At 40.7% G+C, this 21613-nt stretch carries 26 protein-coding genes, 1 tRNA gene and 1 pseudogene; 11 read left to right on the top strand and 17 right to left on the bottom strand.

What is annotated here, in order from left to right; all coding sequences use genetic code 11:
• Together BR06_RS0103100 and trbL are read right to left on the bottom strand one after the other, a co-directional pair.
• Nucleotides 1-660 (bottom strand): type IV secretion system protein, encoded by a 660-nt coding sequence (locus tag BR06_RS0103100; RefSeq protein WP_031480020.1) that lies wholly within the window; start codon nt 658-660, stop codon nt 1-3.
• A 50-nt stretch (nt 661-710) separates the two neighbouring features.
• Nucleotides 711-1820 (bottom strand): P-type conjugative transfer protein TrbL, encoded by a 1110-nt coding sequence (gene trbL, locus BR06_RS0103095; protein ID WP_169738213.1) that lies wholly within the window; start codon nt 1818-1820, stop codon nt 711-713.
• A gap of 104 nt (nt 1821-1924) precedes the next feature.
• Between trbL and BR06_RS20465 the strand changes: the two genes are divergently transcribed.
• On the top strand, nt 1925-2122 hold the full coding sequence (locus BR06_RS20465; protein WP_169738212.1) for a hypothetical protein: 198 nt from the start codon (nt 1925-1927) through the stop codon (nt 2120-2122).
• A gap of 15 nt (nt 2123-2137) precedes the next feature.
• Here the strand turns inward: BR06_RS20465 and trbJ are convergent, their stop codons facing one another.
• The 9 genes from trbJ to BR06_RS0103050 are packed head-to-tail and all read right to left on the bottom strand — an operon-like array spanning nt 2138 to nt 8614.
• Nucleotides 2138-2938: a P-type conjugative transfer protein TrbJ gene (gene trbJ / locus BR06_RS19535; protein WP_051676875.1), complete on the bottom strand. Its 801-nt coding sequence runs from the start codon at nt 2936-2938 to the stop codon at nt 2138-2140.
• The gene (locus tag BR06_RS0103085; RefSeq protein WP_031480014.1) at nt 2935-5355 is read right to left on the bottom strand and encodes a VirB4 family type IV secretion/conjugal transfer ATPase; all 2421 of its coding nucleotides are present in this window, start codon (nt 5353-5355) and stop codon (nt 2935-2937) included. Before BR06_RS0103085 ends, trbJ begins: the two co-directional genes overlap by 4 nt.
• A gap of 1 nt (nt 5356) precedes the next feature.
• Complete coding sequence (gene trbD, locus BR06_RS0103080) at nt 5357-5653, bottom strand: conjugal transfer protein TrbD (protein WP_031480012.1); 297 nt, start codon at nt 5651-5653, stop codon at nt 5357-5359.
• Nucleotides 5650-5961: a TrbC/VirB2 family protein gene (locus tag BR06_RS0103075; protein ID WP_031480010.1), complete on the bottom strand. Its 312-nt coding sequence runs from the start codon at nt 5959-5961 to the stop codon at nt 5650-5652. The genes trbD and BR06_RS0103075 overlap by 4 nt, the downstream gene beginning before the upstream one ends.
• Nucleotides 5945-6919, bottom strand: a complete 975-nt coding sequence (trbB, locus tag BR06_RS0103070) for a P-type conjugative transfer ATPase TrbB (RefSeq protein ID WP_031480008.1) — start codon at nt 6917-6919, stop codon at nt 5945-5947. The genes BR06_RS0103075 and trbB overlap by 17 nt, the downstream gene beginning before the upstream one ends.
• A complete protein-coding gene (locus tag BR06_RS0103065) occupies nt 6919-7326 on the bottom strand; it encodes a hypothetical protein (RefSeq protein WP_031480006.1) in 408 nt (135 codons plus the stop codon). Before BR06_RS0103065 ends, trbB begins: the two co-directional genes overlap by 1 nt.
• Before the next feature lie 9 nt (nt 7327-7335).
• Entirely contained in the window at nt 7336-8055 is a 720-nt protein-coding gene (locus BR06_RS0103060) for a nucleotide-binding protein (protein ID WP_031480004.1), read from the bottom strand.
• A gap of 18 nt (nt 8056-8073) precedes the next feature.
• On the bottom strand, nt 8074-8424 hold the full coding sequence (locus BR06_RS0103055; RefSeq protein WP_031480001.1) for a TraK family protein: 351 nt from the start codon (nt 8422-8424) through the stop codon (nt 8074-8076).
• Nucleotides 8411-8614: a hypothetical protein gene (locus BR06_RS0103050; protein WP_031479999.1), complete on the bottom strand. Its 204-nt coding sequence runs from the start codon at nt 8612-8614 to the stop codon at nt 8411-8413. Before BR06_RS0103050 ends, BR06_RS0103055 begins: the two co-directional genes overlap by 14 nt.
• Nucleotides 8615-8694: 80 nt before the next feature.
• Between BR06_RS0103050 and BR06_RS0103045 the strand changes: the two genes are divergently transcribed.
• From BR06_RS0103045 to BR06_RS0103035, 3 genes are all read left to right on the top strand, one after another.
• Complete coding sequence (locus tag BR06_RS0103045; RefSeq protein WP_031479997.1) at nt 8695-9192, top strand: helix-turn-helix domain-containing protein; 498 nt, start codon at nt 8695-8697, stop codon at nt 9190-9192.
• A 111-nt stretch (nt 9193-9303) separates the two neighbouring features.
• Complete coding sequence (locus tag BR06_RS0103040; RefSeq protein WP_031479995.1) at nt 9304-9552, top strand: MerR family transcriptional regulator; 249 nt, start codon at nt 9304-9306, stop codon at nt 9550-9552.
• 1 nt (nt 9553) lies between these two features.
• Nucleotides 9554-10576 carry a tyrosine-type recombinase/integrase gene (locus BR06_RS0103035; protein ID WP_031479993.1) on the top strand — a complete coding sequence of 341 codons (1023 nt, stop codon included), beginning with the start codon at nt 9554-9556 and terminating at the stop codon, nt 10574-10576.
• Between the two features lie 138 nt (nt 10577-10714).
• Here the strand turns inward: BR06_RS0103035 and BR06_RS20820 are convergent, their stop codons facing one another.
• Entirely contained in the window at nt 10715-10837 is a 123-nt protein-coding gene (locus tag BR06_RS20820; protein WP_268870777.1) for a hypothetical protein, read from the bottom strand.
• 205 nt (nt 10838-11042) lie between these two features.
• On the opposite strand from BR06_RS20820, the gene BR06_RS0103025 reads away from it, so the two are divergent.
• The 3 genes and pseudogenes from BR06_RS0103025 to BR06_RS20905 form a co-directional block, all read left to right on the top strand.
• Nucleotides 11043-12062 carry a hypothetical protein gene (locus BR06_RS0103025; RefSeq protein WP_031479991.1) on the top strand — a complete coding sequence of 340 codons (1020 nt, stop codon included), beginning with the start codon at nt 11043-11045 and terminating at the stop codon, nt 12060-12062.
• Entirely contained in the window at nt 12034-12504 is a 471-nt protein-coding gene (locus BR06_RS0103020) for a type II toxin-antitoxin system death-on-curing family toxin (protein WP_456085385.1), read from the top strand. The genes BR06_RS0103025 and BR06_RS0103020 overlap by 29 nt, the downstream gene beginning before the upstream one ends.
• Before the next feature lie 117 nt (nt 12505-12621).
• Nucleotides 12622-12735: pseudogene (locus BR06_RS20905) on the top strand (hypothetical protein); the annotation flags it as partial.
• Between the two features lie 84 nt (nt 12736-12819).
• On the opposite strand, the gene BR06_RS0103015 reads toward BR06_RS20905, so the two are convergent.
• Nucleotides 12820-12894, bottom strand: a tRNA-Val gene (locus BR06_RS0103015).
• A gap of 224 nt (nt 12895-13118) precedes the next feature.
• Here BR06_RS0103015 and BR06_RS20860 point away from each other — a divergent pair.
• A complete protein-coding gene (locus BR06_RS20860; RefSeq protein WP_031479987.1) occupies nt 13119-13511 on the top strand; it encodes a MerR family transcriptional regulator in 393 nt (130 codons plus the stop codon).
• Between the two features lie 112 nt (nt 13512-13623).
• On the opposite strand, the gene BR06_RS0103005 is transcribed toward BR06_RS20860, so the two are convergent.
• Nucleotides 13624-14424: a hypothetical protein gene (locus tag BR06_RS0103005; RefSeq protein WP_031479985.1), complete on the bottom strand. Its 801-nt coding sequence runs from the start codon at nt 14422-14424 to the stop codon at nt 13624-13626.
• A gap of 243 nt (nt 14425-14667) precedes the next feature.
• On the opposite strand from BR06_RS0103005, the gene BR06_RS0103000 reads away from it, so the two are divergent.
• Nucleotides 14668-16836, top strand: a complete 2169-nt coding sequence (locus tag BR06_RS0103000) for an AsmA family protein (RefSeq protein ID WP_031479983.1) — start codon at nt 14668-14670, stop codon at nt 16834-16836.
• 213 nt (nt 16837-17049) lie between these two features.
• A complete protein-coding gene (locus tag BR06_RS0102995) occupies nt 17050-17319 on the top strand; it encodes a hypothetical protein (protein WP_031479981.1) in 270 nt (89 codons plus the stop codon).
• Between the two features lie 74 nt (nt 17320-17393).
• On the opposite strand, the gene tdh is transcribed toward BR06_RS0102995, so the two are convergent.
• Nucleotides 17394-18428, bottom strand: coding sequence for an L-threonine 3-dehydrogenase (gene tdh, locus BR06_RS0102990; RefSeq protein ID WP_211252458.1), 1035 nt, complete (start codon nt 18426-18428; stop codon nt 17394-17396).
• 13 nt (nt 18429-18441) lie between these two features.
• Entirely contained in the window at nt 18442-19632 is a 1191-nt protein-coding gene (locus BR06_RS0102985; protein WP_031479977.1) for a glycine C-acetyltransferase, read from the bottom strand.
• A gap of 233 nt (nt 19633-19865) precedes the next feature.
• On the opposite strand from BR06_RS0102985, the gene BR06_RS0102980 reads away from it, so the two are divergent.
• Nucleotides 19866-20327 (top strand): Lrp/AsnC family transcriptional regulator, encoded by a 462-nt coding sequence (locus tag BR06_RS0102980; RefSeq protein ID WP_031479975.1) that lies wholly within the window; start codon nt 19866-19868, stop codon nt 20325-20327.
• A 15-nt stretch (nt 20328-20342) separates the two neighbouring features.
• Here BR06_RS0102980 and BR06_RS0102975 read toward each other — a convergent pair whose 3' ends face one another.
• Nucleotides 20343-21368 (bottom strand): hypothetical protein, encoded by a 1026-nt coding sequence (locus tag BR06_RS0102975; RefSeq protein WP_156952636.1) that lies wholly within the window; start codon nt 21366-21368, stop codon nt 20343-20345.
• Between the last annotated feature and the right edge of the window lie 245 nt (nt 21369-21613).

Genomic DNA, 21613 nt, shown 5'->3' with positions numbered 1-21613 from the left:
CTATTGCTCAAGAAGTTTTGCCCAGGACAATTCGGTGATATAAACACCGGCAGGATTCCTGATAATTTGGCTGTCTGTTGTTGGGGAAGAAATGCGGACCTTCAAAGTTGCTTCATACTTAGTGCTGGACATGGCCACACCGGAATGGTTGCGGATTGTCTCTAGCCATTCGATGCGCCAGCTTTCACTGCTGACAGGAAGAGGAATTCCTTTGATATCGACTTCAACAAGAACCTTCTGACCTCGTTCATATGGGTTGTTAGCTTCGTACCAAGAGCGGGTGGCTCCACGAGCCGCTCCTGTTACAAAGGAAGACATTTTAGTAACCATCTTTTTCTGTAGCCCGAGATCCGCAGTTACTGAACGCCAGTTAACAATGAGATTCGCAATTTCAGCCTGAATAATCCGGTCGGACACATTGACCGTTGAATCTGCGCGTTTAACCGCAACAGAGTGGCCGAGTTTGTCCACCTCAACCACATAGGGAATGACTTTGTTTTGCGTGATCTGGATGATGTTTATACTGATAGACAGCACCGCAATCAGAAGAGCTATGAGTGATGCGATCCTCCACTGATTACGGCTTTCTATGTAAGAACCGTATCGTTCGAGCCATTCTGTTCGAGCATCTAAATATGGGTTCATTGTTTTGTCCGACATAGCTGGTTATTCCTGAGTTTTTTTATTGTTGTCGCAGTTAAAATGGGCTGCTATTTATTGGGATTTTCAGTTCCTGAATCTTGCTCCATTTTAAACGCTTCATGGCGAGCTTTCATGCTACTTCTAACGTTGCCCATGCTGCTGTCTCCGATGTTGTCGCGCATGGCTCCACCAAGGTTCTTTAAAGTCTGCATTCCCTTGGCAAAGCCTGTTGATCCTTGTGATCCGGCCATGCTTGTAGCTTCACGCAAAGCATCAACTCCACGTTTCGCATCAATAGCTCCACCTCCGGCAGTTTTAATGCCTTGCATCGCCGCCATAGTGCCAATTCCGACCGCAGAAAATGCGGAAGTCAGAGCACTGCCAGTGGATACGTGGGAGCCGTTTACAATTCCGGAAACTATATCTGGGATGGATTTGACGAGAGCGAGGATCAGGATAGAGGAGCAAATTACTAGAAAGATATCGGCGAAGCTTTGAGAGTTGACGGTAGTGAATTTTTCAATAAAATTCATGCTCATGCTGAGTAAGAGCTGTAGAACAAAGAGTTTTACAGCAACAGAAAGGGCGTAGCGAAGAAAATTTATTGCATAATCTTTAGTAAACTTGGAACCACCGAATCCTAGAAGAATGGCCCCAGCATTGAGCACTATAAACGCTTCACATTTCACCATAACCACTTGAGCTGTGATCAGTGTGAAAGTAATAGCTATGATAAAGCAGCATAAGACTATTCCAATGCTTAGAGGTACATTTAATACACTAAGATTGTTTAGCAAATTTCCTATAATTATGAGCCCATAGACAAAGATTTCTTTGGGACTAGTTTTAGGTGCCCCGGTTTTAATTGCAACACTCCCAAAAGATTTGATTAAAGCATTGGCCCACTCTTCATAATGGTACAAAATCGCTAGCATAAAACATGCATATATAATCAGCAGCACAAATTCTGCTAAGAGTTGCTGGAGATCAGAACCTTTAAGGATTGCTTGAATACCCATCCATGCCATTTCTATTATGAGCAATTTTTTGAATAGGCTGAGGGAATACCCTTGAATAGCTGGCCCCCATGTTTTAGCGGCCGCTTCAATCTCAAAAAGCAATTTTGAGGGAAAGTCTAGGCTTTGTGTTGTTTTTTCTGCTGCATCAGCAAAAGCCAAGTCTGAGCAAAAAAATATTAGTATCAATATAGGTAAAATAACAAAAAAATTGACATTAAAAATAGTATTTTTTATAATGTTTAGAATTAAAATAAGGAGTTTAAATGCGTTTATTAATTTGTTTTTTAACCACTCTGTTCTTGAGTATTTTGCTGTCAGCTTGTGGTCAAAGTGATATTGAAAAGGCTCAGGAGGAAAAAGTTCTACGTGAACAAAAGACTGAACAGGCAACGAAAGATTTTGTCCAAAATGATTTGGCAGTTCAAGTTCAAAAGCTTTTAGATAAAAAGGAAAAAGAATAATATAAAACAGCATGATTAGTTCCCTTCACTCAAAAGTTTTTTTGCCTGATCAGCTAGGTTGTTTTCAATAAATCTTTTGCTATTAAGATCTTTAATCTGATCAATCTTTTCCTTCTTCTGTTCAACCTGTGCCTGATTTTGAATATGAGTAGCCATAAGCGCACGTAGCTTGCGCATCTCTGAAATCTGAACTCCAGTAAGTTGATTCGCCGCTTCTAATGCCTGCATACGGCCGTCAGGTGTGCTGAGAAGGTCTTCAATATATGAGTCAAATTCGTCAGATTCACTGATCTCTTTCAATTGCTGGCCTGAGACTTTAAAGGTGGCCTTGGTTGCTTCATCCACTCTTTCTGACCACTTGGAATAATATTCGTAATATTTCGGATTAACATCACTTGAAGGAAGTCCTACGAGATCTTTTGCATAGCTGAAGCTTGGATAATATGAGTCATAGATTCCATCCATGACATCAAGTTCGCCCATGGTTGTGACGAGATTTTTAGATAGGGATGCAAGGTTTTTAAAGTCTCTCATGACGGTGTTTTTGATTGAGAACGGTAGCCGAATAGTGTTTTTTACCATGTTGACGTACTGCTCAATATTTTGCTTCACCATCATGATTTGTTGCTGAGTCTGCATCATTTCTTCAGCGTAAGTTTTCCACATACCCTCTAGCTGCTCGATGCTTGTAGCTCGCTCTAAAGCTTGCAAAAATCTGTCACTACAATTGGTGCAGGTTACGACCATTGCAGAGGCCGGGGCTGTCAGGGTGGAAAGCAAAATAAAAAGAGTGGAAGTGATTATGAATTTCCTCATCTGAAATCCCCTTGTCTTTCTTCCAACCATTTTTCCGGCCAACTCTGCCCATGCTCTGCATTTAGTTTCTTAATTCGCGCAATACTGCCCTTGTCAGATGATCCGACAAAGGAAAGAGCAACTGGACCTAGTGCCAAATCTATAAGCCTGCGCCCTTCGGGAGAAACTATGTAGTAGTCCTGTTTAGGCACGGCAGAAGCTATAATTTGTATTTGGGTAGAGTTGAGACCTAGATCTTGATAAAGTTTTCGCTGAACTTCTTGAATAGCGCTTTCATTTGATAGAAATATTTTGGTTGGGCAGGACTCTACAAGAACATCTAAGATTCCAGAACGGACTGCATCAGATAATGACTGCGTTGCCAAAACAACAGCGCAATTGGCTTTACGTAAAACCTTGAGCCATTCCCTTATTTGTTCTCGAAAAACATCATGGCCAAGCATGATCCAAGCTTCATCAAGCACGAGCATTGCGGGTTGCCCTTTAAGGGCTTTTTGTATGCGATGAAAAAGGTAAAGCAGAACGGGGATAAGATTTTTATCTCCAAGATTCATGAGCTCTTCAATTTCAAACACCATGAAGTCATCCATACCCAGATTATCCGTTTTGGCGTCCAGTAAATGGCCCATTGCTCCAGCTTCGGTGTAATGTTTGATAGCTTCTCGTAGTTGTTCGTCCTGTAAGAGATGATAGAAATCTGTAAGGGACCGCATTTCAGAAGGATTTTCTCTGAGAAGATTCATAGCTTGATGAATTGAATTTCGATGGGCGGGAAGAACTGTAAAACCCTGAAGCTTAACTAGTGTTTCAATCCATTCTTCAGCCCAACTTTGTTCTGCGTCAGAATCAACGTATGAAAGAGGAGCAAATGAAAGGGACGAATCTTCGCCCGCTATCTCATAATGTGATCCTCCAGATCCTGCACAAAGCGGATACAGAGACATGCCTTTGTCAAAAGCAAAGATAGTTGCGCCTTTGTAGCGTCTGAATTGCGCAGCAAGAATTCCAAGAAGGGTGGACTTACCTGATCCGGTAGGCCCGAAAATCAAAGTATGCCCGATATCTCCCGCGTGAAGGTTGAGCCTGAACGGAGTTGATCCTTCCGTTGCGCAATGCATCAGGGCCGGAGAATATGGTGGAAACATAGGTGAAGGGTTGAATTCTCTGCCAGGCCATATCGTTGCTAGAGGAAGCATGTCAGCAAGGTTCATTGAATTAATGATAGGGCGGCGGATGTTTGCAACCCCGTTTCCTGGATGAGTTCCAAGCCATGCTTCAAGAGCATTGGTTGTCTCTGTCCGGCAACTGAAATTTTTCTCCCTTACAAGCCTGCTAAGTAGTCTTGTGTATTCTTCAAGCTCTTCTAAATTTTTACCGAGCAGTACAATGCATGCTGTATAGAATCCGGCAGAAACAATACCTGATTGCAATTCCGCAATTGCTTTTTCAGCATCATTTGTCATGGAAACCGCATCGCGATTAGCTCTGGGGTTGGCCTTGTTGAACATAACGTCAAAGAATTTAAAAACCTGCTGCTGCCATGTCTTACGGTACAGCTCCAATTCCTTAAGTGCTTCGAACTGATCCATGCAAATAAATCGGCTTGAAAAGCGGTATTCTAGAGGAATTCCTTCAAGGCAAGATAGCATTGAAGGCCAGCTTTCTGCTGGTAACCCATCAATAGCTAAAACCTGAATATATTTATTATCTATGGATGGCAGATCGCCAGCAATTAAATCTTTACTGCCTATAACTGCGTCCAGATACATAGGCGTATCCGGTAATACAATTTCCTGATTTTCGCCGGTAACGCAGGTGTGGAGAAAACTGAGCAATGGCGAAATCGTTCTGTTTTTTCCGAATTCGTCTTCATAAGTGTAGTCTGTGAGCCTTTCAAGAAGGAGGCATAGAGACAAAGAATCTTCAAGTTGAACAAGAGTTTTTTTGAAATCACTTATTTGTTTTTCAAGCTGGTGGTTTACCGTTCCGGAATTTCCAGCATATTTCTTGATTTTGTCAGCGTTAAGCTGAGGTGTATAAGTAACCGTCAGGTAAGTTTTTGTAGTGTAAAAAAATCCTGATTCGAAAACAGCTCTGCGTTCATTTTCTATTGCCTTGGTTGTACTGTCAGGGAAAAAACTTGCGCCTGGAGCAGGGTAGCTTGTGGACGGAAATCTGATTGCATCTACATTACACAACCAGCCAGATCCCAATTGTTTTAGAGCCTGATTGACTTTTGCACTAACGGTTGCAAGTTCATCGGGTGTGCTAGAGGCTGTGTCCTGTGATCTGAAAAACCAGCTAGCTAATAATGCACCGTTTTTACAAAGTACGATTCCATTATCCACCATGGCCGCATATGGTAACAAATCAGGTAATCCTTTTTGTTTATCGCGGTAGTCTTTTAGTGAAATCATGTTATCGCCTCCATGGAGTTGATCTTGCCGGGTATTCATTTTGTTGTGCATTTTGGCGAAACCATATCTTGGACATTTGCGGATCCGCTTTGCCCATAATCTGGAGTAGAAACACACTTACAATCCAAAAAATTATTGCAACGCTGGCAGATAAAATTGTTTTTCCACCAACAGCTAGGACAAAACCAATCAAGGCCGCATACATGACGAGATCTCGTTCAGCTCCCATCATCAGCGAATGTCTATGGAGGGATCTGCGAACAGGTACTGTTCTGAGATCTAGGCTTTGGGAACTCATAGAACAGCCCCGCTAAAAGTGAACATCGACTGAACAAGGCTGTTGGCTAAAGCTATGAAACAGATACCAACCACAACAGATAGAAAAATTTTGAATCCTTCCCCGAGTTCTGCGCGTTTCATGATAAATGTTATGCCGCAAATCGCGATAGCTATGGCGGATATTGCTCCGCCGACAGGGCCAGAAACCGTGCCTAAAATTTTATCGATTGGTCCCTGAAATTCATCAAGGCCACTTGCAAAAGCTGCTTCTGGAAGCAGAAGAACAACAAGCATGAAAAATTGTGACAGCTTAGTACTTATTTTCATTGTGGATGTACTCCAATTTGTACTCTTGTTTTTGAGAGTCGTAGCCCAGAACTTTTGCTACTTCTGATACCCTCCGACCTGCTTTGACAGTTCTTGATTTGTGGATATAGATAATGAAATCAACAGCCGCTCCGACCAGGCGCGGCATAGGGAAATTACTTTTTTCAGCAATCAGATCTTCAATTCTCTGCAACCCATCTGCGGCAGAGTTGGCATGAAGAGTTGAAACTCCTCCAGGGTGTCCGGTGTTCCAACTTTTAAGTAATTCGATAGTGGCATTAGCCGCTCTGACCTCTCCAATCAGTATTCTGTCCGGCCGCAGTCTCATGCTTGCCTGAACTAAAGATTGAATGGGGGTATGGTCTGTTGCTCTGAGAAAAAGAGTATTGGGAGATTCGCTTTGCAGCTCTGCTGTATCTTCAATAATGATAAGCCGGTCATTGGGGGAGATTTCTGCGATAGCTTTGATAATGCCATTTACGAGAGTCGTTTTTCCAGAACTGGTTCCACCGAAGACTACGATGTTTTTTTTGTCGGATATGGCTGTATGTATTGATTGCAATACTTCATGAGTCATAATTCCGCCTTCAACATAGTCCTCAAGCGGAAAGATCTGACTGGCTTTTTTTCTAATAGTAAAAGCGGCTGCGTCCACAACTGGCGGAAAAACTCCCTCAAATCTACATGCGTTAAGTGGCGCAGTCTTTGGTAGTTCCCCTTCAACAATCGGTTCTTCTTTCGTCACAGTAGAATCCAGCGCACTTGCAACTAGGGAAACTATTCTGGCGGTTTGATCCGGGTCTATTTCTCCTGCGATATGCATATCTTCACCAAATCGCTCGATCCAAAGCTTGCCATCGGGATTAACCATTATCTCTGCTACATTTTTATCTTTCAGAGCTGAAATAATGATGGGCCCCATATTATGAATCAGATTGTTTACGAGTCGATCTTCCATTATGCACCCCACACAAGAGTTGAGACTGTAACAATCAAGGACAGTACGAACAGCACGCCGGACAGAATGGCCATAGATTTTACCTTGGATAGAAAGTCAGACATTGTTTCCTGGTGTGCACTTATTACGCTCAGGCAGTTGTCTATGTTTGCCTTAACAGCCTTACTTAAAAGGCTGTTTGTTGATTTACGAACTTCTGAGGCAAAATTCGCAACATGTTGATTCATGTCTTTTTCAGTCTTAATTCTCTGTTGACTGAGCATTGATTCAAACTCATCCAGAAAGGCGCGATGCACCGTTACAAGCATGAGAATAGGATCATTCTCATCAAGTAGGATGTTGTGCTTTTCAGCGATAAGCTCGCGCACTTTCTGGATGGTGAGGGGGGCGTTATTTTCAGTAGACATGAATTGTCCTTACAGATCACTTTTTTCAAGTTCAGCTTTGATTTCAGTCCATGACATGCGGAGTCTTTGTCTCGTCATGATAGGGAGGTCGCTGTCTTGAGCTTCCTGAAAAGACATTTTTGCCGTGAGAAGGTTTTCAAGATCTCTGCCAAAAGTTTCTTTCTTTTTTTCGGGAAGTCTGATCAGAGCTGGAAAGCGGGAGGTATTCTCTTTGAAAACTTTGAAGTCCTCAAAGTTTTTACCTTTGAGATTGATCTGTCCGAAATAGCCGTTAAGCCAGACATAGATTGGCGTCGGAAAGGCTTTAAGTAGCGAATTTAAACCGCTTAGAGTATCCGGCAGAGCTTGTCCGCCTGTTATGACTGTATGAAGATTAATTGTGTGGCCACTTTCGAGAAGGAGTTCAAAAACGTTATTATCTGCAAGATAGCTGGCTAGGGGAACAAAGGTTGCCGCTCCATTATCTATTACCATTTCAGACTCATCCGGCAGGGCCATCATCATTTCAACCAGAGTGTCAAAACGCCTGGGATCAATGTCGTCTCCATTCATAATATCAAGAGCTGTGACGTTGAATTTTTTGTAGCCGGCAAAAGTTGCGTTAACGGGATCTGTGTCCACGCAACAGACGTCTTGCCCTTTTTCTATGAGGTATTGAGTGATGAGACTTGCAACTAGGCTTTTGCCTACGCCGCCTTTGCCTTGTAAAATCATGTTAATGGTCGCCATTCTAAATTCTCCTGTTGTTTATTCGCCAACTAATTCTTGCTCTAGGTCTTCGTCGGTAACTGCTTTCTTATGAACAAAGAGAGAGCTTCCTTTAGGGGATCCGCCCTCGCAATTCTTTGCGGAGATCGCAGAGGCTAGAGCGGGGGCGGATCTGGTGTTGGGTACACCTGGGGTGAAATTGCTTGTTTTTGAAATATTTCCTGAGAGGTCAAAACGGCAGAAATGGGAATAACTTACAGACAAAGTGCCTGCTTCTATAAGCTTGTGATAAACTGCCTTCTTCGAATATCCTTTGCTTGCTAAGTCTTTGATCTTCGCAATATTTGCCAAAAATTCTACTTTTGCGAAGCCTCGCTCATTCCTTTTCATTGCTAAAAAGCTCCGGTAAAAGTTCCTTTAAAGGAATCGCATATGCAACATTGTAAGCGAGTGCAGCTTTCTTGCTTATTTCTCGCTCTCCTGTGCTATGCATATAAACAGAAGTACGCCCTAGCCCGGTTTCCTTAGAGACTTGAGATAATGTTTTTGTCTTTAAAAGCTTTATTATTATTGATGACATGAGGCACTGTTCCTAATTAGGAATAAAAAGTCAACAACTTTGTTCCTAACAAGGAACCGTTTCTGCCGTATATATATAAGATGAAAACTAATAAAAATTTTGATTTTATCTGGAAAAACATAAAATCAGCTGTAAAAATTGAAGTTGAGCAGTCTAGCCTGACTGCAACTTCGAAAAAACTTGATATTGTAAAATCGATGATTTCCAGATGGTTAAACGATCACCAGGAAGGGGCTAATCTGAAGACGATAGTAAGAATCGTAGATAGGTTAGATTTAAACTGGGAAGACCTTGTCCCTGTTAGGACTCAAGAAAAGAACTCTTTTGACTCAGAAGTTGGGATTGTCCTAAGAAATATGGCTAAAAGTTTATACGTTAGCAGTAGTGATATTCAAAAAAGATCAGCGATTCCTATAGAGCGAATTGAGGGTATTTTTAAAGGGGAGCTTATTACTATAGAGGAGCTCTCAAAGCTGTGTTCTACGCTGGGGTGTTCTCCAGATACTGTAATCAATTCTGCAAAAAAAATTGTAGAACGCCAAGACTTAGCTTCTGTCACTAGTAAAAAAGCAGTTTAAAGTACTCAGTCTAGTTCCTAGAAAAAAACAAAATTTCTGAAAAATTATATATATTGACTTTCTGTTCCTTTTTAGAAACAGTGTGAAAAACTGTACAAGGATGGAAGCGATATGGAACCTACCTCAAAATTTATACCAACTGCAAAAGCCGCAGAGTATATTAGTTATTCAAGAAGGCAGCTTCTCCGATATGTGGAGGAGTTTTCCATTCCTACCTACGGGCCACGCAAAAATAGATTTAACAAAGATGATTTGGATCAGTTCATGGCTAACCCTCTTTTTTTCAAACAGGAAAAGAAACAGTTTTCTGCGCGAAAAAAACGGGGATTTACCCCTATATCTATAGATCGTGAGTGCTAGTGTGGGCATTGGAGTAACCAAAGATGGGCGCTACTACATACAGTACCGGATAAGAGAGCGTAAGAGTCCCGTTCGTGAATATTTTGGACGGGGAAAGGAAGCTTTAAGTTCCGCAAAAATACGAGATGCGGAAATTGCCTTACAAAAAGCCCATGGCGAAGAGCTTCACCAGGGGAAGGGCATTTATTTTGACGAATTAGCGCAACTCTATATTAGAGATGCGAAAGCAAGAAATGTCAGTAAGGCTTTTTTAAAAGACTGGGTAAACATATTAAACAAAACTGTTTTACCTGCTTTAACACATGCGCCTGTAGAAAAACTAATTTACAGTGATCTTCTAGCACTTGCAGAGAATCAGTGGGCTGATGTCTCCGTTGCTACGCGCAATAGGTACCTTGGTTATATTAGTGCCATTTTTAACTTCGGCATAGAGCATGAAATCACCGCCAATAATCCTTTGAAAAAGTGGAAAAAAGCACGAGAAGCCAAAAGAGATCTTCAGCTCAATGTAGATGATCTTAAGTTGTTAATAAAGGTGGCTGCGCCGCACCTAGGTTGGGCAATTGAAGTTGAATGGATGTGTGGTGCTAGAACTGGAAGATCAGAGCTGTTATCGCTGCAATGGTCGGATCACAGCTATGAGAACTCTACCCTACATGTCAGAGGGACAAAAACGGCAACGTCAAACCGTTTAATACCGCTCAATCCAACCGATAACAATAAGCTAAAAGAAAAGAGAGAGCTAAATCCTTCATCCAAATTTATAATTGAATATCGAAACAAGCCTCTAAAGAAAATAAGAAGAAGTTTTAATACTGCTGTAGAGAAAGCTGAGATTGACTACCCAGTACGGATGTATGACATAAGGCATCTATGGGCAACAGAGCTGCTTAGAAATGGAGCGGACCTTGCTGCTGTCTCTGCTATGCTTGGTCATGCTAGTATCCGCACAACTCAACAAAAATATTACCACTTGATGCAAGGTGAAAAAGCTAAAGCTGTTAATTTGAAGCCCGTTTTATGAATTAATCCTACTTCTTTCGCCTTTCTTAATACCACAAATGCACCTATATTATAATGTTTGATAGCTGATTTTGTAATCATCCCATTTTATCTCTGACGGATTTCGGAAGGCTGTTAAGGTTTTGGAGGATTAGTGAGTCTATTCCGAAGAATCATCTAATCCTATTAAATCTGCGTCTATCTCTTCAATGGTGGGCATGCTGCCTTTTAGATTTTCTGGAAATTCTTCTGGGAATCTGTTGGCCTGTGCCTTGCTAATCATGATCTGTAGAGATATGTTGTATACGGATCATCCTCCTTTAGTTCTGGATATTAATAATAGAACGACAAGAAGGCAAAGGCTCTACGATTAAAATATTATTTAATTTCAACATATTGACTGGTTATTAAGCTTTAGAATCAACTCAGAAAGTCGAATAAAATACATTTATTATGAACTCAATTATCAACGGACTAAGGTAGCCACTATGAAAAGTAACTCCACTGCTCTTGTAGAATCAAAAGTCCATAGACAAAACATTTTAAACAATCCGTTTGTTATAAATGAAATGAAGCAGGTAATAGACGTAGAAGGTTTATTATTTGAAAATGAACTCAAATTTAGCCGAGAAGAAGTTGCAACTCTTCTTGATATAGATATACGCACGCTCAACCGCTATATTGTGGACCATCAAAATGAACTATCTGAAAATGGATATATCGTCTTAAAAGGTAAAAAATTAAAAGAATTTAAAAGCTTACAACATGTCAAGGACACACATGTCCTTAACAAATCCCCCCAGTATGCTGTTTTTAATTTAAAAGCAGTTCTAAATCTTGCCATGCTAATAAAAAATAGTGACCGAGCCAAACAAATCCGAAATAGGATGCTTGACATTGTCATGGACGTTTTAGCAAATAAAACAGGTGGTCACGCAAAATATATCAATCAACAAGATACTGAATATTTAGAATCATCTTTTCAAGAAGAAAATTATCGCAAACAATTCACCAGTGCGATTAACAAATATATTCAGACATCTAATCCGTACAAATACGCAAAATATACGAACTTAGTATACCAAACCATATTTAACGAAAATGCATCGGAATATAGAAAAATTCTAAACCTCGCTGCAAAAGAAAATGTGCGGAATACGATGTACGCTGAAGTGCTAGATCTTATTGCAAGCTTTGAGACAGGTTTTGCACATGAATTACAAAAAGAATCAGAACTGCAAAATAAAAAGCTGACATCCACCGAAGCAGATAATTTATTTAAAGTTTTTTCAGCGCATCCATCATTTATCCCTCTTATTACAAAAGCAAGAACGAAAATGGCAAGCCGAGATCTATGCTTTAGAGATGCGCTGCATAAAAAGCTAGAAGTGTATATTGAAAGTGTTCCCGAAGCCGATTTTGAACGATTTCTAGGAGAAAAGAGTAAACAACTACAGGCACAAATTGAACAAAACATAAATGTGTTTAAACGTCTTAAAGACAAATAAAATTAATATGAAAACCTTATATTTTCCTATTAATTATGTAGTCATGACTCACAATGCCATCATTCGCACTTCGGGAGGAATGCCAGGAGTAAAAGATAAAGGTAGAATAGAATCAATTTTAGAACATATTCAAAACGATGATTATTACCCTAATTTTTTAGACAAGCTCGCTCATCTTTGTTTTAGTATAAATAAAGATCATGCCTTCAATGATGGTAACAAAAGAACCTCATTAGCATTAGGTGCTTTTTTTCTTACACTTAATGGATATGACCATTGCATAAAAATTTATTACGACGAGATGGAAAACTATACTTTGTGGGTTGCCCAAGGTCTTATTTGTAAGGATTTATTACGAGATTTACTAGAGGATATCACTTTGCTAGAACAAAGAGATGAGGTCAGAATAGCCCTATTAGAGGCAATAGAAGCTGCAACCTAACCGACTCTGTAAAATATCTTCATTGAAAAAGATTACTGGCTGACATTGGCCCTCTATCACATTGCCCAAACCGACCTTGCAGATGTGACGGTATTCAAAGGCTGAACTTCACTTTCCAAAGCATACGGATGTATCGAACGCTTCTCAAAAGATGTTGACCTTGCCATCATTACAGACAGGGACCGCCAGCTAACCAGACAAAAAAGTTACTCAAAAGAATCACCACAGTAGCGAGTGAAATGTAGACCAAAGTGTATACCAAATAAAAAGCACCGATTAGATTTTATTCTAATCGGTGCTTTTTATTGACTTTTTTGGTAGGCACGAGCAGCTTTGAACTGCTGACCCCTTGCATGTCAAGCAAGTGCTCTACCCCTGAGCTACGCGCCTATGTTCGTCTCAACGAAGCGGAGTAATACTTGAGACCTATCTTGCTGTCAAGCTTGAATAAGGTTTTTTTTAGATTGTTAGCTTATTATAAAATAAATATATCTTTTTGTGAAGTTAGGATGCTAAACAATATTTTGTCTTTTTAGTTAGAATTATTGAAAATTACGTAATTAATAGCGTATTTAGTCTTTTCTAAGAGTGGTCTCTTTGATAGTAAGGTTGCTATGAGCTTACAGGATGAACCAAAAATATACAAAATAGGTCAGGCGGCAAAACTTGTCGGGCTGAAATCTTATGTGCTGCGCTTCTGGGAAGGGGAGTTTGAGCAACTAGAGCCTATTCGTACGGCGTCTGGTCAGCGTTTGTATAATGATGACCATGTGAAGCTTATTCGTCGTATCAAGACTCTCTTACATGATGAGGGGCTTACTATTGAAGGTGCGCGGAAGCGTCTTGACTCTTTTGACCCACAGGATGAGTCAAACTCCGCCCAGCATCATACTGCGGAGCAGCAGCCTTTATTTAATGTTGAGAATACTGAAGAAAGAACTTTTGATAATTCTATTCTGAAAGATATTCACGCCGAACTTCTCACCATCCGAAAACTACTCGATTAATATTACGAAAGCTCTCGTATCCTACCTTGAAAATCCCATTTGAACTGTTCTAACAGATATGCCTTTAAGCTTGTCTGGCATTTTAGCATGGGATTTGAAGGGCTAGGTGTTTTTATTTATCTAAAGTGGACATGTTTGGAAACTGGCGTGTGTCTCTTGAATGCAAGTAAATGCAAAACGCTGCGAATGCTGCAAGAAAGCCCGGTAAAATAGGCTCCCATGGTATTTTGTAAAATACTGGATTTACCATTGATGCTCCGTATAGAGCTGCGAAACAGGCTAGAAATGATAAATAGAATGATCTGGATAACGCACCTGCTGCGGCTATAACCATCCCTGTCCAAAAGATCTTTTCGGGCAGAATATGAGCATCATGGGTGTATACCTGCCACGAAATCCACATGGTTACTATTGCAGCAATAGCCTCTAGAGCAGGGGAAAATTTATTTCCATCCATAATTAGCATAACTGCACGAGGAAGCAGAAGGCAGGAATAAATGCATAGTCCCAATGAGAACGGGAAAATGTAGAAGAACGCTTCAGTCATGTATGGTAAGTCGGGGTCAGGGTGGAGCATGTTGTCGAGGAACCCTTGGCCGGACGCGTATAAAAGAAACGATCCAATCAGCACTGCTATACTGGGCCATAAAACGATTGCGGGAACTTTTCTATGGGGTTTGAGGTCGAATTTTTTTGCTAAATATAAAGGGATTATTGCCCCGAACACAGCCATGTGCCCAAGGCAAAAATATAAAAGAGTAAGGTCGCCTAGTTTACTTGCAAATTTAAAACCTACAATCTCTGGCCAGTAGCCGAAAAGATTGTTTAATATTGCTGGCAACTCAGCCATGGTGAAGAGATATGTCGCATACGCCGCTAGGCTTGTAATAGCGAATGACCATTTTTTTTGCATGAAGATTAACTGCCTGAATTGCGGAATCTTGGCAATAAAAAAGGGAGTGATGCTACTTCTACGGGGATTTTGTTATTTATTTTTGCTCTTCATCCTACTTTATTAACATTTATAGTTGGATTTTTCTCGCTGACAGGCTATCTTCTATTTTAGATATATGTTGAACCTTTCGTGTTGTTGATTTTGTTGCGCATATTTTAATATCGCTATGTCATACATAAATAATAAATGGAGATTGGACTCATGAGTAAATCGGTAAAGATAATAGGGATAGTAACAGCTGTCCTGGTTGTTTTGATTGCCTCTGCAATGGTACTCGCTACAATCTTAATTGATCCCAATGATTACAAAGATGAAATATCAAAAGCCGTACTAGATAAAACTGGTCGGCAATTGACTTTTTATGGAAATATTGAGCTGTCGGTATTTCCGTGGCTCGGGGTTACTACTTCAGGAGTATCTCTTTCAAATGCAAAAGGATTTGCTGAAAAAAATATGTTCAGCCTGAAATCTGCGGATATCAGTGTTAAACTTATTCCGCTTCTGTCTAGTAAAGTTCATATACGTCGTATAGATGTAGATGGTCTTTCCTTGAATTTGTCAAAAAACAAATCCGGTGTAACCAACTGGGACGATTTGGTTAGTAAAAGTAATGAACCTGAGAAGACTGCTGACTCTAGCAAAAAATCTGATAGCGAAATGGATATCAGTGTAGGCGGACTCGTTGTTGAGAATGCTAAAATAGTTTGGGATAACCGCCAGAACGGAGTGCGTCAGGCTATTGAAGATTTTGATGCTATGATTGATGGCTTTGCTCCAGGTGAACCTTTTAAATTTGAAGTTCATGTACTTGCCGAATCTTCGAAACCAGAGATTTCTGCTGACACTGAAACTTCAGGAACTGCGACTCTTTCTGCTGATTTCAAGACTTTTTCAGTTGAGGGATTGAGTCTTTCTATTGATGCAACTGGTGCTGCCGTGCCTGGTGGTAAGGGTAAAGTTCAGGTTACTGGTGACGCTGCTCTGAACCTTGTTGCAAAGACTGCTGACATTGGAAACCTAGTCTTTGAAGCTTATGGCGTGAAGGCTGAAGGCTCATTCAAGGCTACTGGAATAGGCACTGATACACTTAAATTCAGTGGTGATATGAATGTGCCCGGGTTTGATGCAAGAAGCTCTCTCGATCAGATGGCGATGGATGTTAAAATGTCCGACAGTAAGGCTTTAACTAGTGTCGGTCTCAACTTCGCTGTTGCAGGGACTGCAAAGTCTGTCGCTATTTCAAATTTGCTGATCAACCTTGATGAAACAACAATCAAAGGGGCAGGTTCTTTTGCTAATCCTGATCGCCCTAATATAGTACTTAATTTGGATGTAGATAAGTTTAATCTAGATGGATATCTTCCACCAGAAAGCGAAACAAAAGCTGACACAAAAGGGTCAGATGATAAGGCCGTTAAGAAAACAGAGAAGACGGAATTATTTCCTGTTGAATTCTTACGCAAACTGACTCTTAAAACAGACCTTAGTGTAAAACAGTTGATTGCAGGTAAGGCCGATTTGACCAACGTTGTTTTGAAAGTCCGGGCCAAAGATGGAGTTCTCAGCATCAAGCCTTTATCGCTTAATGCTGCGAAGGGCGCGTTTACTTCTACCGCAGGTCTGAATGTGCGAGGTAAAACACCAACCATGTCGTTCGCAGGTAGTTTGAGTGGAATGGATGGGGAAACTCTATCAAGGCAAATGACAGGAAAGGATAATTTCTCCGGGAAAATGGGATTTAATACCAAACTTGCAAGTAAGGGTAACGATCTAAAGACCGTTTTTGCAAATCTTAAGGGTAATTTTGGGTTCAAGGTTCTGGATGGTTATGTGACTGGATTTGATATTTTGTTCCTAGCCGGAGACGCATTTAATATTCTCACTGGCGGCACTTTTGATAAGACCAGCACAAACAAAACCGAGTTCGGTGAAGCTTCGGCAACAGCTATCATTACTAAAGGAGTAGCTGTTAATAAGGATCTAATTTTGAAGTCTCCACTCTTCAGAGCGGACGGGAAAGGTAATTTGAACCTTAACACTATGATGCTCGATTATGGTGTAGACGCTAAGATAGTGGGCTCTCTGGAAGGTCAGGGCGGCAAAAGTAGTAATGACCTTATCGGTTTGACGGTTCCGCTCAATATTACCGGTCCTGTTGCTAATCCTTCTATAATGGTCGACCTACCTCGTTTTGCCGTGATCCTAGCTGAGTCAGGCTTTACTCTTGTTAATAGTGTTATCGGCGGAGTGGAAGATGTGATTGAAGGTCTTGGTAAAACAATCACTGGAAAAGGCGGTTCAACCTCTTCCGGAGATCAGAAAGCTGATCCTGTGAAAAAAATAGGAGATTCCATAAAAAGTTTCTTCTAGATTTTAAAATGATTTTATTTGTCGCAAGTAGTAGGTTTTATACTATAAAATAGGATTGTTTGCTGCCTGTGTATAGTTAAATTAATAGGGTGTTATCTTTAGTCGAATAAAGATAACACCCTTTTTTTGTTTATCGGTCACTGTCTGGCAGAATGTGGCGCTCTTAAAATGTAGTCTATACTCATCAATAGATAATAAATCGGAGTGAGAGAAATGAAAGAAAATATTTTATACGAAGCTATCGTTCGCGAGATGAAAAATGTCAGAATTGGTGAGAAAAGTCCCGAAAGCGCGGCGCTTAATGTGATTAGAGAATTTGCCAATGACAGAGTTTACATATCAAGTCGTTTTGTGGAGCATGTCCAGCTTGGTGCAAAAGTTATAAAACTTAAAAATTATGGTGTGGAGAACTCGGATATCGCAGAAAGGCTTGGGATCTCGGAGCGGCATGTTCGAAGGTTATGGACCAGTGCTCGGAATTAGTTTTACAGGTCAAAACACTTTCAATTAAACTGAAGGTGTTTTGACCTGCAAAAGTATAATGTTTGGTGTGATTATTAAGTCCAGTCCAAGATTACTTTGCCAGACTGGCCGGAGCTCATTACATCAAAGCCTTTCTGGAAATCATCTATTTTGAAATGGTGAGTAATGGCCGGAGATATATCCAGATTAGATTGAAGCATAGAGGCTGTTTTGTACCATGTTTCAAACATTTCACGGCCATAAATACCTTTAAGCTTTAACCCTTTGAATACTACCATATTCCAGTCAATTTTGGTTTCTTCAGGTAGAATTCCGAGCAGGGCAATGTGGCCGCCGTGGTTTATTTTATCCAGCATTTCGCCGAAAGCCATAGGACTGCCGGACATTTCTAGGCCAACATCAAATCCTTCAGTCATATTCAGCTCTGCCATTACATCGCAAAGTTTTTCCTTGGTGACGTTCACTGTACGTGAAGCTCCAAGTTTTTTTGCAATGTTTAAGCGATAATCGTTGAGGTCCGTGATTACTATGTGGCGAGCACCTGCATGACGAGCGATAGCAACCGCCATCATGCCGATAGGTCCGGCTCCGGTGATGAGGACATCTTCCCCGACAAGGTTGAAAGATAAAGCTGTATGCGCGGCGTTTCCGAGCGGGTCAAGGATTGCACCCACATCATCTGAAATTGTGTCATTCAATTTGAATACATTTGATGCCGGGATGCAGACATATTCAGCAAAACATCCCGGGCGATTTACGCCAACCCCTATAGTGTTGCGACAGAGATGTCTTTTGCCTGCTCTGCAATTGCGACAGTGACCACAGGTTACGTGACCTTCTGCGGAAACTCTATCGCCAAGAGCAAGGCCTTGTACTTCGCCGCCGATATTTTCAATTACGCCGGAAAACTCGTGCCCGACAACCATTGGGACCGGAATAGTCTGCTGCGCCCATTTATCCCAATTGTATATGTGAATGTCAGTACCGCAAATTGCAGTTTTGTTGACTTTTATAAGAACATCATTGTGTCCGCACTGAGGAATGGGAACTTCTTCCATCCAGAGTCCTTCACACGGTTTACTTTTAACTAGAGCCTTCATCGTTTTCATTAATTAGAGCCTTCTATTTGATTATTTTAAGCTTACGCCCGACTTTGATAAATGCATCAACGGCCTTATTTACCTGATCAGTAGTGTGGCCTGCGGACATTTGTGTACGGATTCTTGCCTGATCTCGCGGAACAACAGGAAAGCTGAACCCTATAACGTAGATTCCTTCTTCCAGTAATCCTTCTGCTACTTGCTGGGCAAGCACTGCATCGCCTAGCATCACTGGGATAATCGCGTGGTGACCCGGTACAAGTTTGAATCCGGCTTCTTCCATGCGTGAGCGGAAAAGTTCGCTATTGTCATTTAGTCTGGTTCGAAGTTCAGGGTGATCAGTTATCATATCAAGTACAGCAATTGATGTAGATGCTATCACTGGAGCCAGTGTGTTGGAAAAAAGGTAAGGACGCGATCTTTGACGCAGCCATTCTACGATTTCCTTTCTGCCGGATGTGTACCCGCCTGATGCACCACCAAGAGCTTTGCCCAGAGTGCCTGTGATGATGTCGACCCGGCCAAGAACTCCGCAGTATTCGGGTGTTCCTTTGCCGTTTTCGCCCACAAAACCCACAGCGTGAGAATCATCAACCATGACAAGGGCGTCATACTTATCAGCTAGATCGCAAATGGATTTCAGGTCGGCAATGATCCCGTCCATTGAAAAAACACCGTCAGTTACAATAAGTCTGTAACGGCAGTCCGCAGCATCTTTAAGTTGCTGTTCCAGATCAGCCATGTCGTTATTCTTATAACGGAATCGCTTAGCTTTGCAGAGTCTGACCCCGTCTATTATCGATGCATGGTTCAGTTGATCACTGATGACTGCATCTTCACTGGACAAAATTGTTTCAAACAGTCCGCCATTCGCATCAAAGCATGATCCATATAGGATTGTATCTTCGGTTTGCAGGAAATCACTTATTTTTTGCTCTAATTCTTTATGCACATCTTGAGTCCCGCAAATAAATCGGACGGAAGACAAGCCAAAACCGTATTTGTCTAACGCTTCTTGAGCTTTTTTAACAAGTTCGGAATTGTTTGATAAGCCTAGGTAGTTATTAGCGCAGAAGTTAAGAATTCCTTTTTTTCCGGCAACAGCTATTTCGGCTTGCTGCGGAGAGGTTATAATTCTTTCATCTTTGTAAAGACCTGTGTTTTTTAGATTCTCAGTCTGCTCGGAAAGAGTCTGAAATAAATTCTTTGGCATATTAATCCTCCATATTAGAAAATTACTTACTTCGTTTTACTTAAAAAACCATATGATAAACGTTGTCAATGTTAAAATTCAGCTTATAATTTATAAAAACGCAAAAAAAAGCAAAGTTATTTCGGTTTAAGGGTGATACGTAACATGGATTGACGGATTTGTCATTTTGTCACTATACATACGTTCTTTGATTGGTATAAAAATTTTGTAATTTTGAAAGCAGGAGATTTCGGGTGAAAGATAGAGCTTTAGTACTTGATGATATAGATCGCAAAATAATTGATGAGTTGCAGCGTAATGGGCGTGAGTCTTATAAAAATATAGCACGTAAGCTTGGTGTTTCTGACGGAACAGTTCGTCTGCGCACTGAACGAATGATAAAAAATGATTATTTACGTATTACAGCTTCTGTAAATCCGCTTTATTTTGAGAACAGCCTGATAGCTCTGGTCGGAGTAAACTTAGAAGGCCGTGCAAATCGTGAAGTTATGGATAGAATTTCTAAGGTCAGTGGCGTGCAGTCTGTTATAAACGTTTCAGGGAGATATGATCTGCTCGTTGAAGTTTTTGTTCCATCACGTAATGCATTCAGACAGTGCCTAGTGGACGATCTTTCTAACGTTGGCGGGATAAAATCTACTGAAACTTTCATGTTCTTAGATGCCGTCGATAAATGGGCAGAACACAAAAGTTAGCATTCCAGAATCTATTTAGAATTTGTTTGGCTTCGAAAAAATGACATTCCCGTTTGAGTACGGGGTTATTTGTAGCTGCTTGCCGTATGGTTGAATTAAGTTATCCTTATTATTGTTTATACTTTTTTCGTACTGCGAGGCTGCAGGGGCTACTTTGTAGCGTCTGGTTTTCTTGTTCATAATCATTTTATCCCAGCGTTGCCAACGCTCTGACCATTGCTTATAAAGGTGGTATGAATGAGCCATCTCTTCGTAGTTGTCCTCAATTTTTTTGCGTTTGATACCAAAGAAACTTAGGATTCGCTCAGTCATGAGCTTTCTGGGAGACATTGTACTTTTTGATGCTTGCTTTATGCGCTCCAGTTCGATCTCTTCTTTAGTCAGAAGGCCAGTTTTTTTGGCCTCTCGTCGCTTGATGGCAAATATTGTCTGCTGCAGCTCTTTTATTTTTTGAGAGGAATTGTCCGGCTGTACCCTTTGCGATTGCATAAGAGGCTGGTATCCTAGTGAAAGGAATATATCCTGACCGGTTCGCAGAATTGTGAGGTCATAGATTGAATCTAAGCTGATATCGGCGTAGACTTGATGAAAATATATCTGTTCTTCTTCGGCGGTCTGCTTACTATAATTCAATGACCCGTTATGATATGCCGAAAGAACTGCACGTAATGCAGGGGAAGGGGCGACTTTGTCAGCCGCAGTTGCATTCCCTTGTGTTTTGATGATGTTTCTGGTCGATTCAGATATCTGTTCCGCTTCTTTGTTTTTGTGAGCCTCAGATGCTGTTGGAATAGTCTGGTTTTTTATTCTGTCTATTATGTCTTTAAGATCTGGGGAAGGCTGAACCTCATCGGCGGTTTGAGGTTTAGTGTTCTCGTTCGAAATATCGATGTCTTCTCTTCCTCGTAGCATCTTCTGTTTAATCTCGGTAGCATCTTCAAAAAGAGAAACTTTAACGATATAATTTAGGCCTATGCTTACTTCTTTTGTAGAATCCTCTGGTTGAAAAATTGCCCCTGTTGCAATCTTTGGTATGCACACACACAAAAATATACCTAGAAGAATGGATAAACATTCTAAAAAGCCCATTTTTATGTGTGAGTAATTGATTTGCATGGTAAATTTTGTTGAACTGGTTCTTGCGTTCTTTTTTTAATTTGATGATAATTAATGTGTTCTTAAAATATAATTCTCATAGAAATTAGATAAGGTCTATCGTATTGCGCCAGAAAGAGTTGGGCAATTACGTTTTGTTTAGAGCTATGTTTGAATGAGTATATATAAAC

Origin of the sequence: Maridesulfovibrio frigidus DSM 17176 (assembly GCF_000711735.1) — a bacterium.
Taxonomy (GTDB): Bacteria; Desulfobacterota; Desulfovibrionia; order Desulfovibrionales; family Desulfovibrionaceae; genus Maridesulfovibrio; species Maridesulfovibrio frigidus.
Note: the sequence above shows the minus strand (reverse complement) of the source record. Positions and strands in the feature narration are given on the sequence as shown.

Bases quoted from the DNA above. Each gene is read 5' to 3' on its own strand.
- BR06_RS20860 (WP_031479987.1), top strand. From the start codon at position 13,119: ATGAGCTTACAGGATGAACCAAAAATATACAAAATAGGTCAGGCGGCA.
- BR06_RS0103065 (WP_031480006.1), bottom strand. From the start codon at position 7,326: ATGTCTACTGAAAATAACGCCCCCCTCACCATCCAGAAAGTGCGCGAG.
- trbB (WP_031480008.1), bottom strand. From the start codon at position 6,919: ATGGAAGATCGACTCGTAAACAATCTGATTCATAATATGGGGCCCATC.
- BR06_RS0103060 (WP_031480004.1), bottom strand. From the start codon at position 8,055: ATGGCGACCATTAACATGATTTTACAAGGCAAAGGCGGCGTAGGCAAA.
- BR06_RS0103025 (WP_031479991.1), top strand. From the start codon at position 11,043: ATGAAAAGTAACTCCACTGCTCTTGTAGAATCAAAAGTCCATAGACAA.
- BR06_RS0103100 (WP_031480020.1), bottom strand. From the start codon at position 660: ATGTCGGACAAAACAATGAACCCATATTTAGATGCTCGAACAGAATGG.
- BR06_RS0103005 (WP_031479985.1), bottom strand. From the start codon at position 14,424: ATGCAAAAAAAATGGTCATTCGCTATTACAAGCCTAGCGGCGTATGCG.
- trbD (WP_031480012.1), bottom strand. From the start codon at position 5,653: ATGAGTTCCCAAAGCCTAGATCTCAGAACAGTACCTGTTCGCAGATCC.
- BR06_RS0102985 (WP_031479977.1), bottom strand. From the start codon at position 19,632: ATGCCAAAGAATTTATTTCAGACTCTTTCCGAGCAGACTGAGAATCTA.
- BR06_RS20465 (WP_169738212.1), top strand. From the start codon at position 1,925: ATGCGTTTATTAATTTGTTTTTTAACCACTCTGTTCTTGAGTATTTTG.
- BR06_RS0103020 (WP_456085385.1), top strand. From the start codon at position 12,034: ATGTGTTTAAACGTCTTAAAGACAAATAAAATTAATATGAAAACCTTA.
- BR06_RS0103050 (WP_031479999.1), bottom strand. From the start codon at position 8,614: ATGTCATCAATAATAATAAAGCTTTTAAAGACAAAAACATTATCTCAA.
- BR06_RS0103055 (WP_031480001.1), bottom strand. From the start codon at position 8,424: ATGAAAAGGAATGAGCGAGGCTTCGCAAAAGTAGAATTTTTGGCAAAT.
- BR06_RS0103085 (WP_031480014.1), bottom strand. From the start codon at position 5,355: ATGATTTCACTAAAAGACTACCGCGATAAACAAAAAGGATTACCTGAT.
- BR06_RS0103045 (WP_031479997.1), top strand. From the start codon at position 8,695: ATGAAAACTAATAAAAATTTTGATTTTATCTGGAAAAACATAAAATCA.
- BR06_RS0103075 (WP_031480010.1), bottom strand. From the start codon at position 5,961: ATGAAAATAAGTACTAAGCTGTCACAATTTTTCATGCTTGTTGTTCTT.
- BR06_RS0103040 (WP_031479995.1), top strand. From the start codon at position 9,304: ATGGAACCTACCTCAAAATTTATACCAACTGCAAAAGCCGCAGAGTAT.
- trbJ (WP_051676875.1), bottom strand. From the start codon at position 2,938: ATGAGGAAATTCATAATCACTTCCACTCTTTTTATTTTGCTTTCCACC.
- BR06_RS0103000 (WP_031479983.1), top strand. From the start codon at position 14,668: ATGAGTAAATCGGTAAAGATAATAGGGATAGTAACAGCTGTCCTGGTT.
- BR06_RS0102995 (WP_031479981.1), top strand. From the start codon at position 17,050: ATGAAAGAAAATATTTTATACGAAGCTATCGTTCGCGAGATGAAAAAT.
- tdh (WP_211252458.1), bottom strand. From the start codon at position 18,428: ATGAAAACGATGAAGGCTCTAGTTAAAAGTAAACCGTGTGAAGGACTC.
- BR06_RS20820 (WP_268870777.1), bottom strand. From the start codon at position 10,837: ATGATTAGCAAGGCACAGGCCAACAGATTCCCAGAAGAATTTCCAGAA.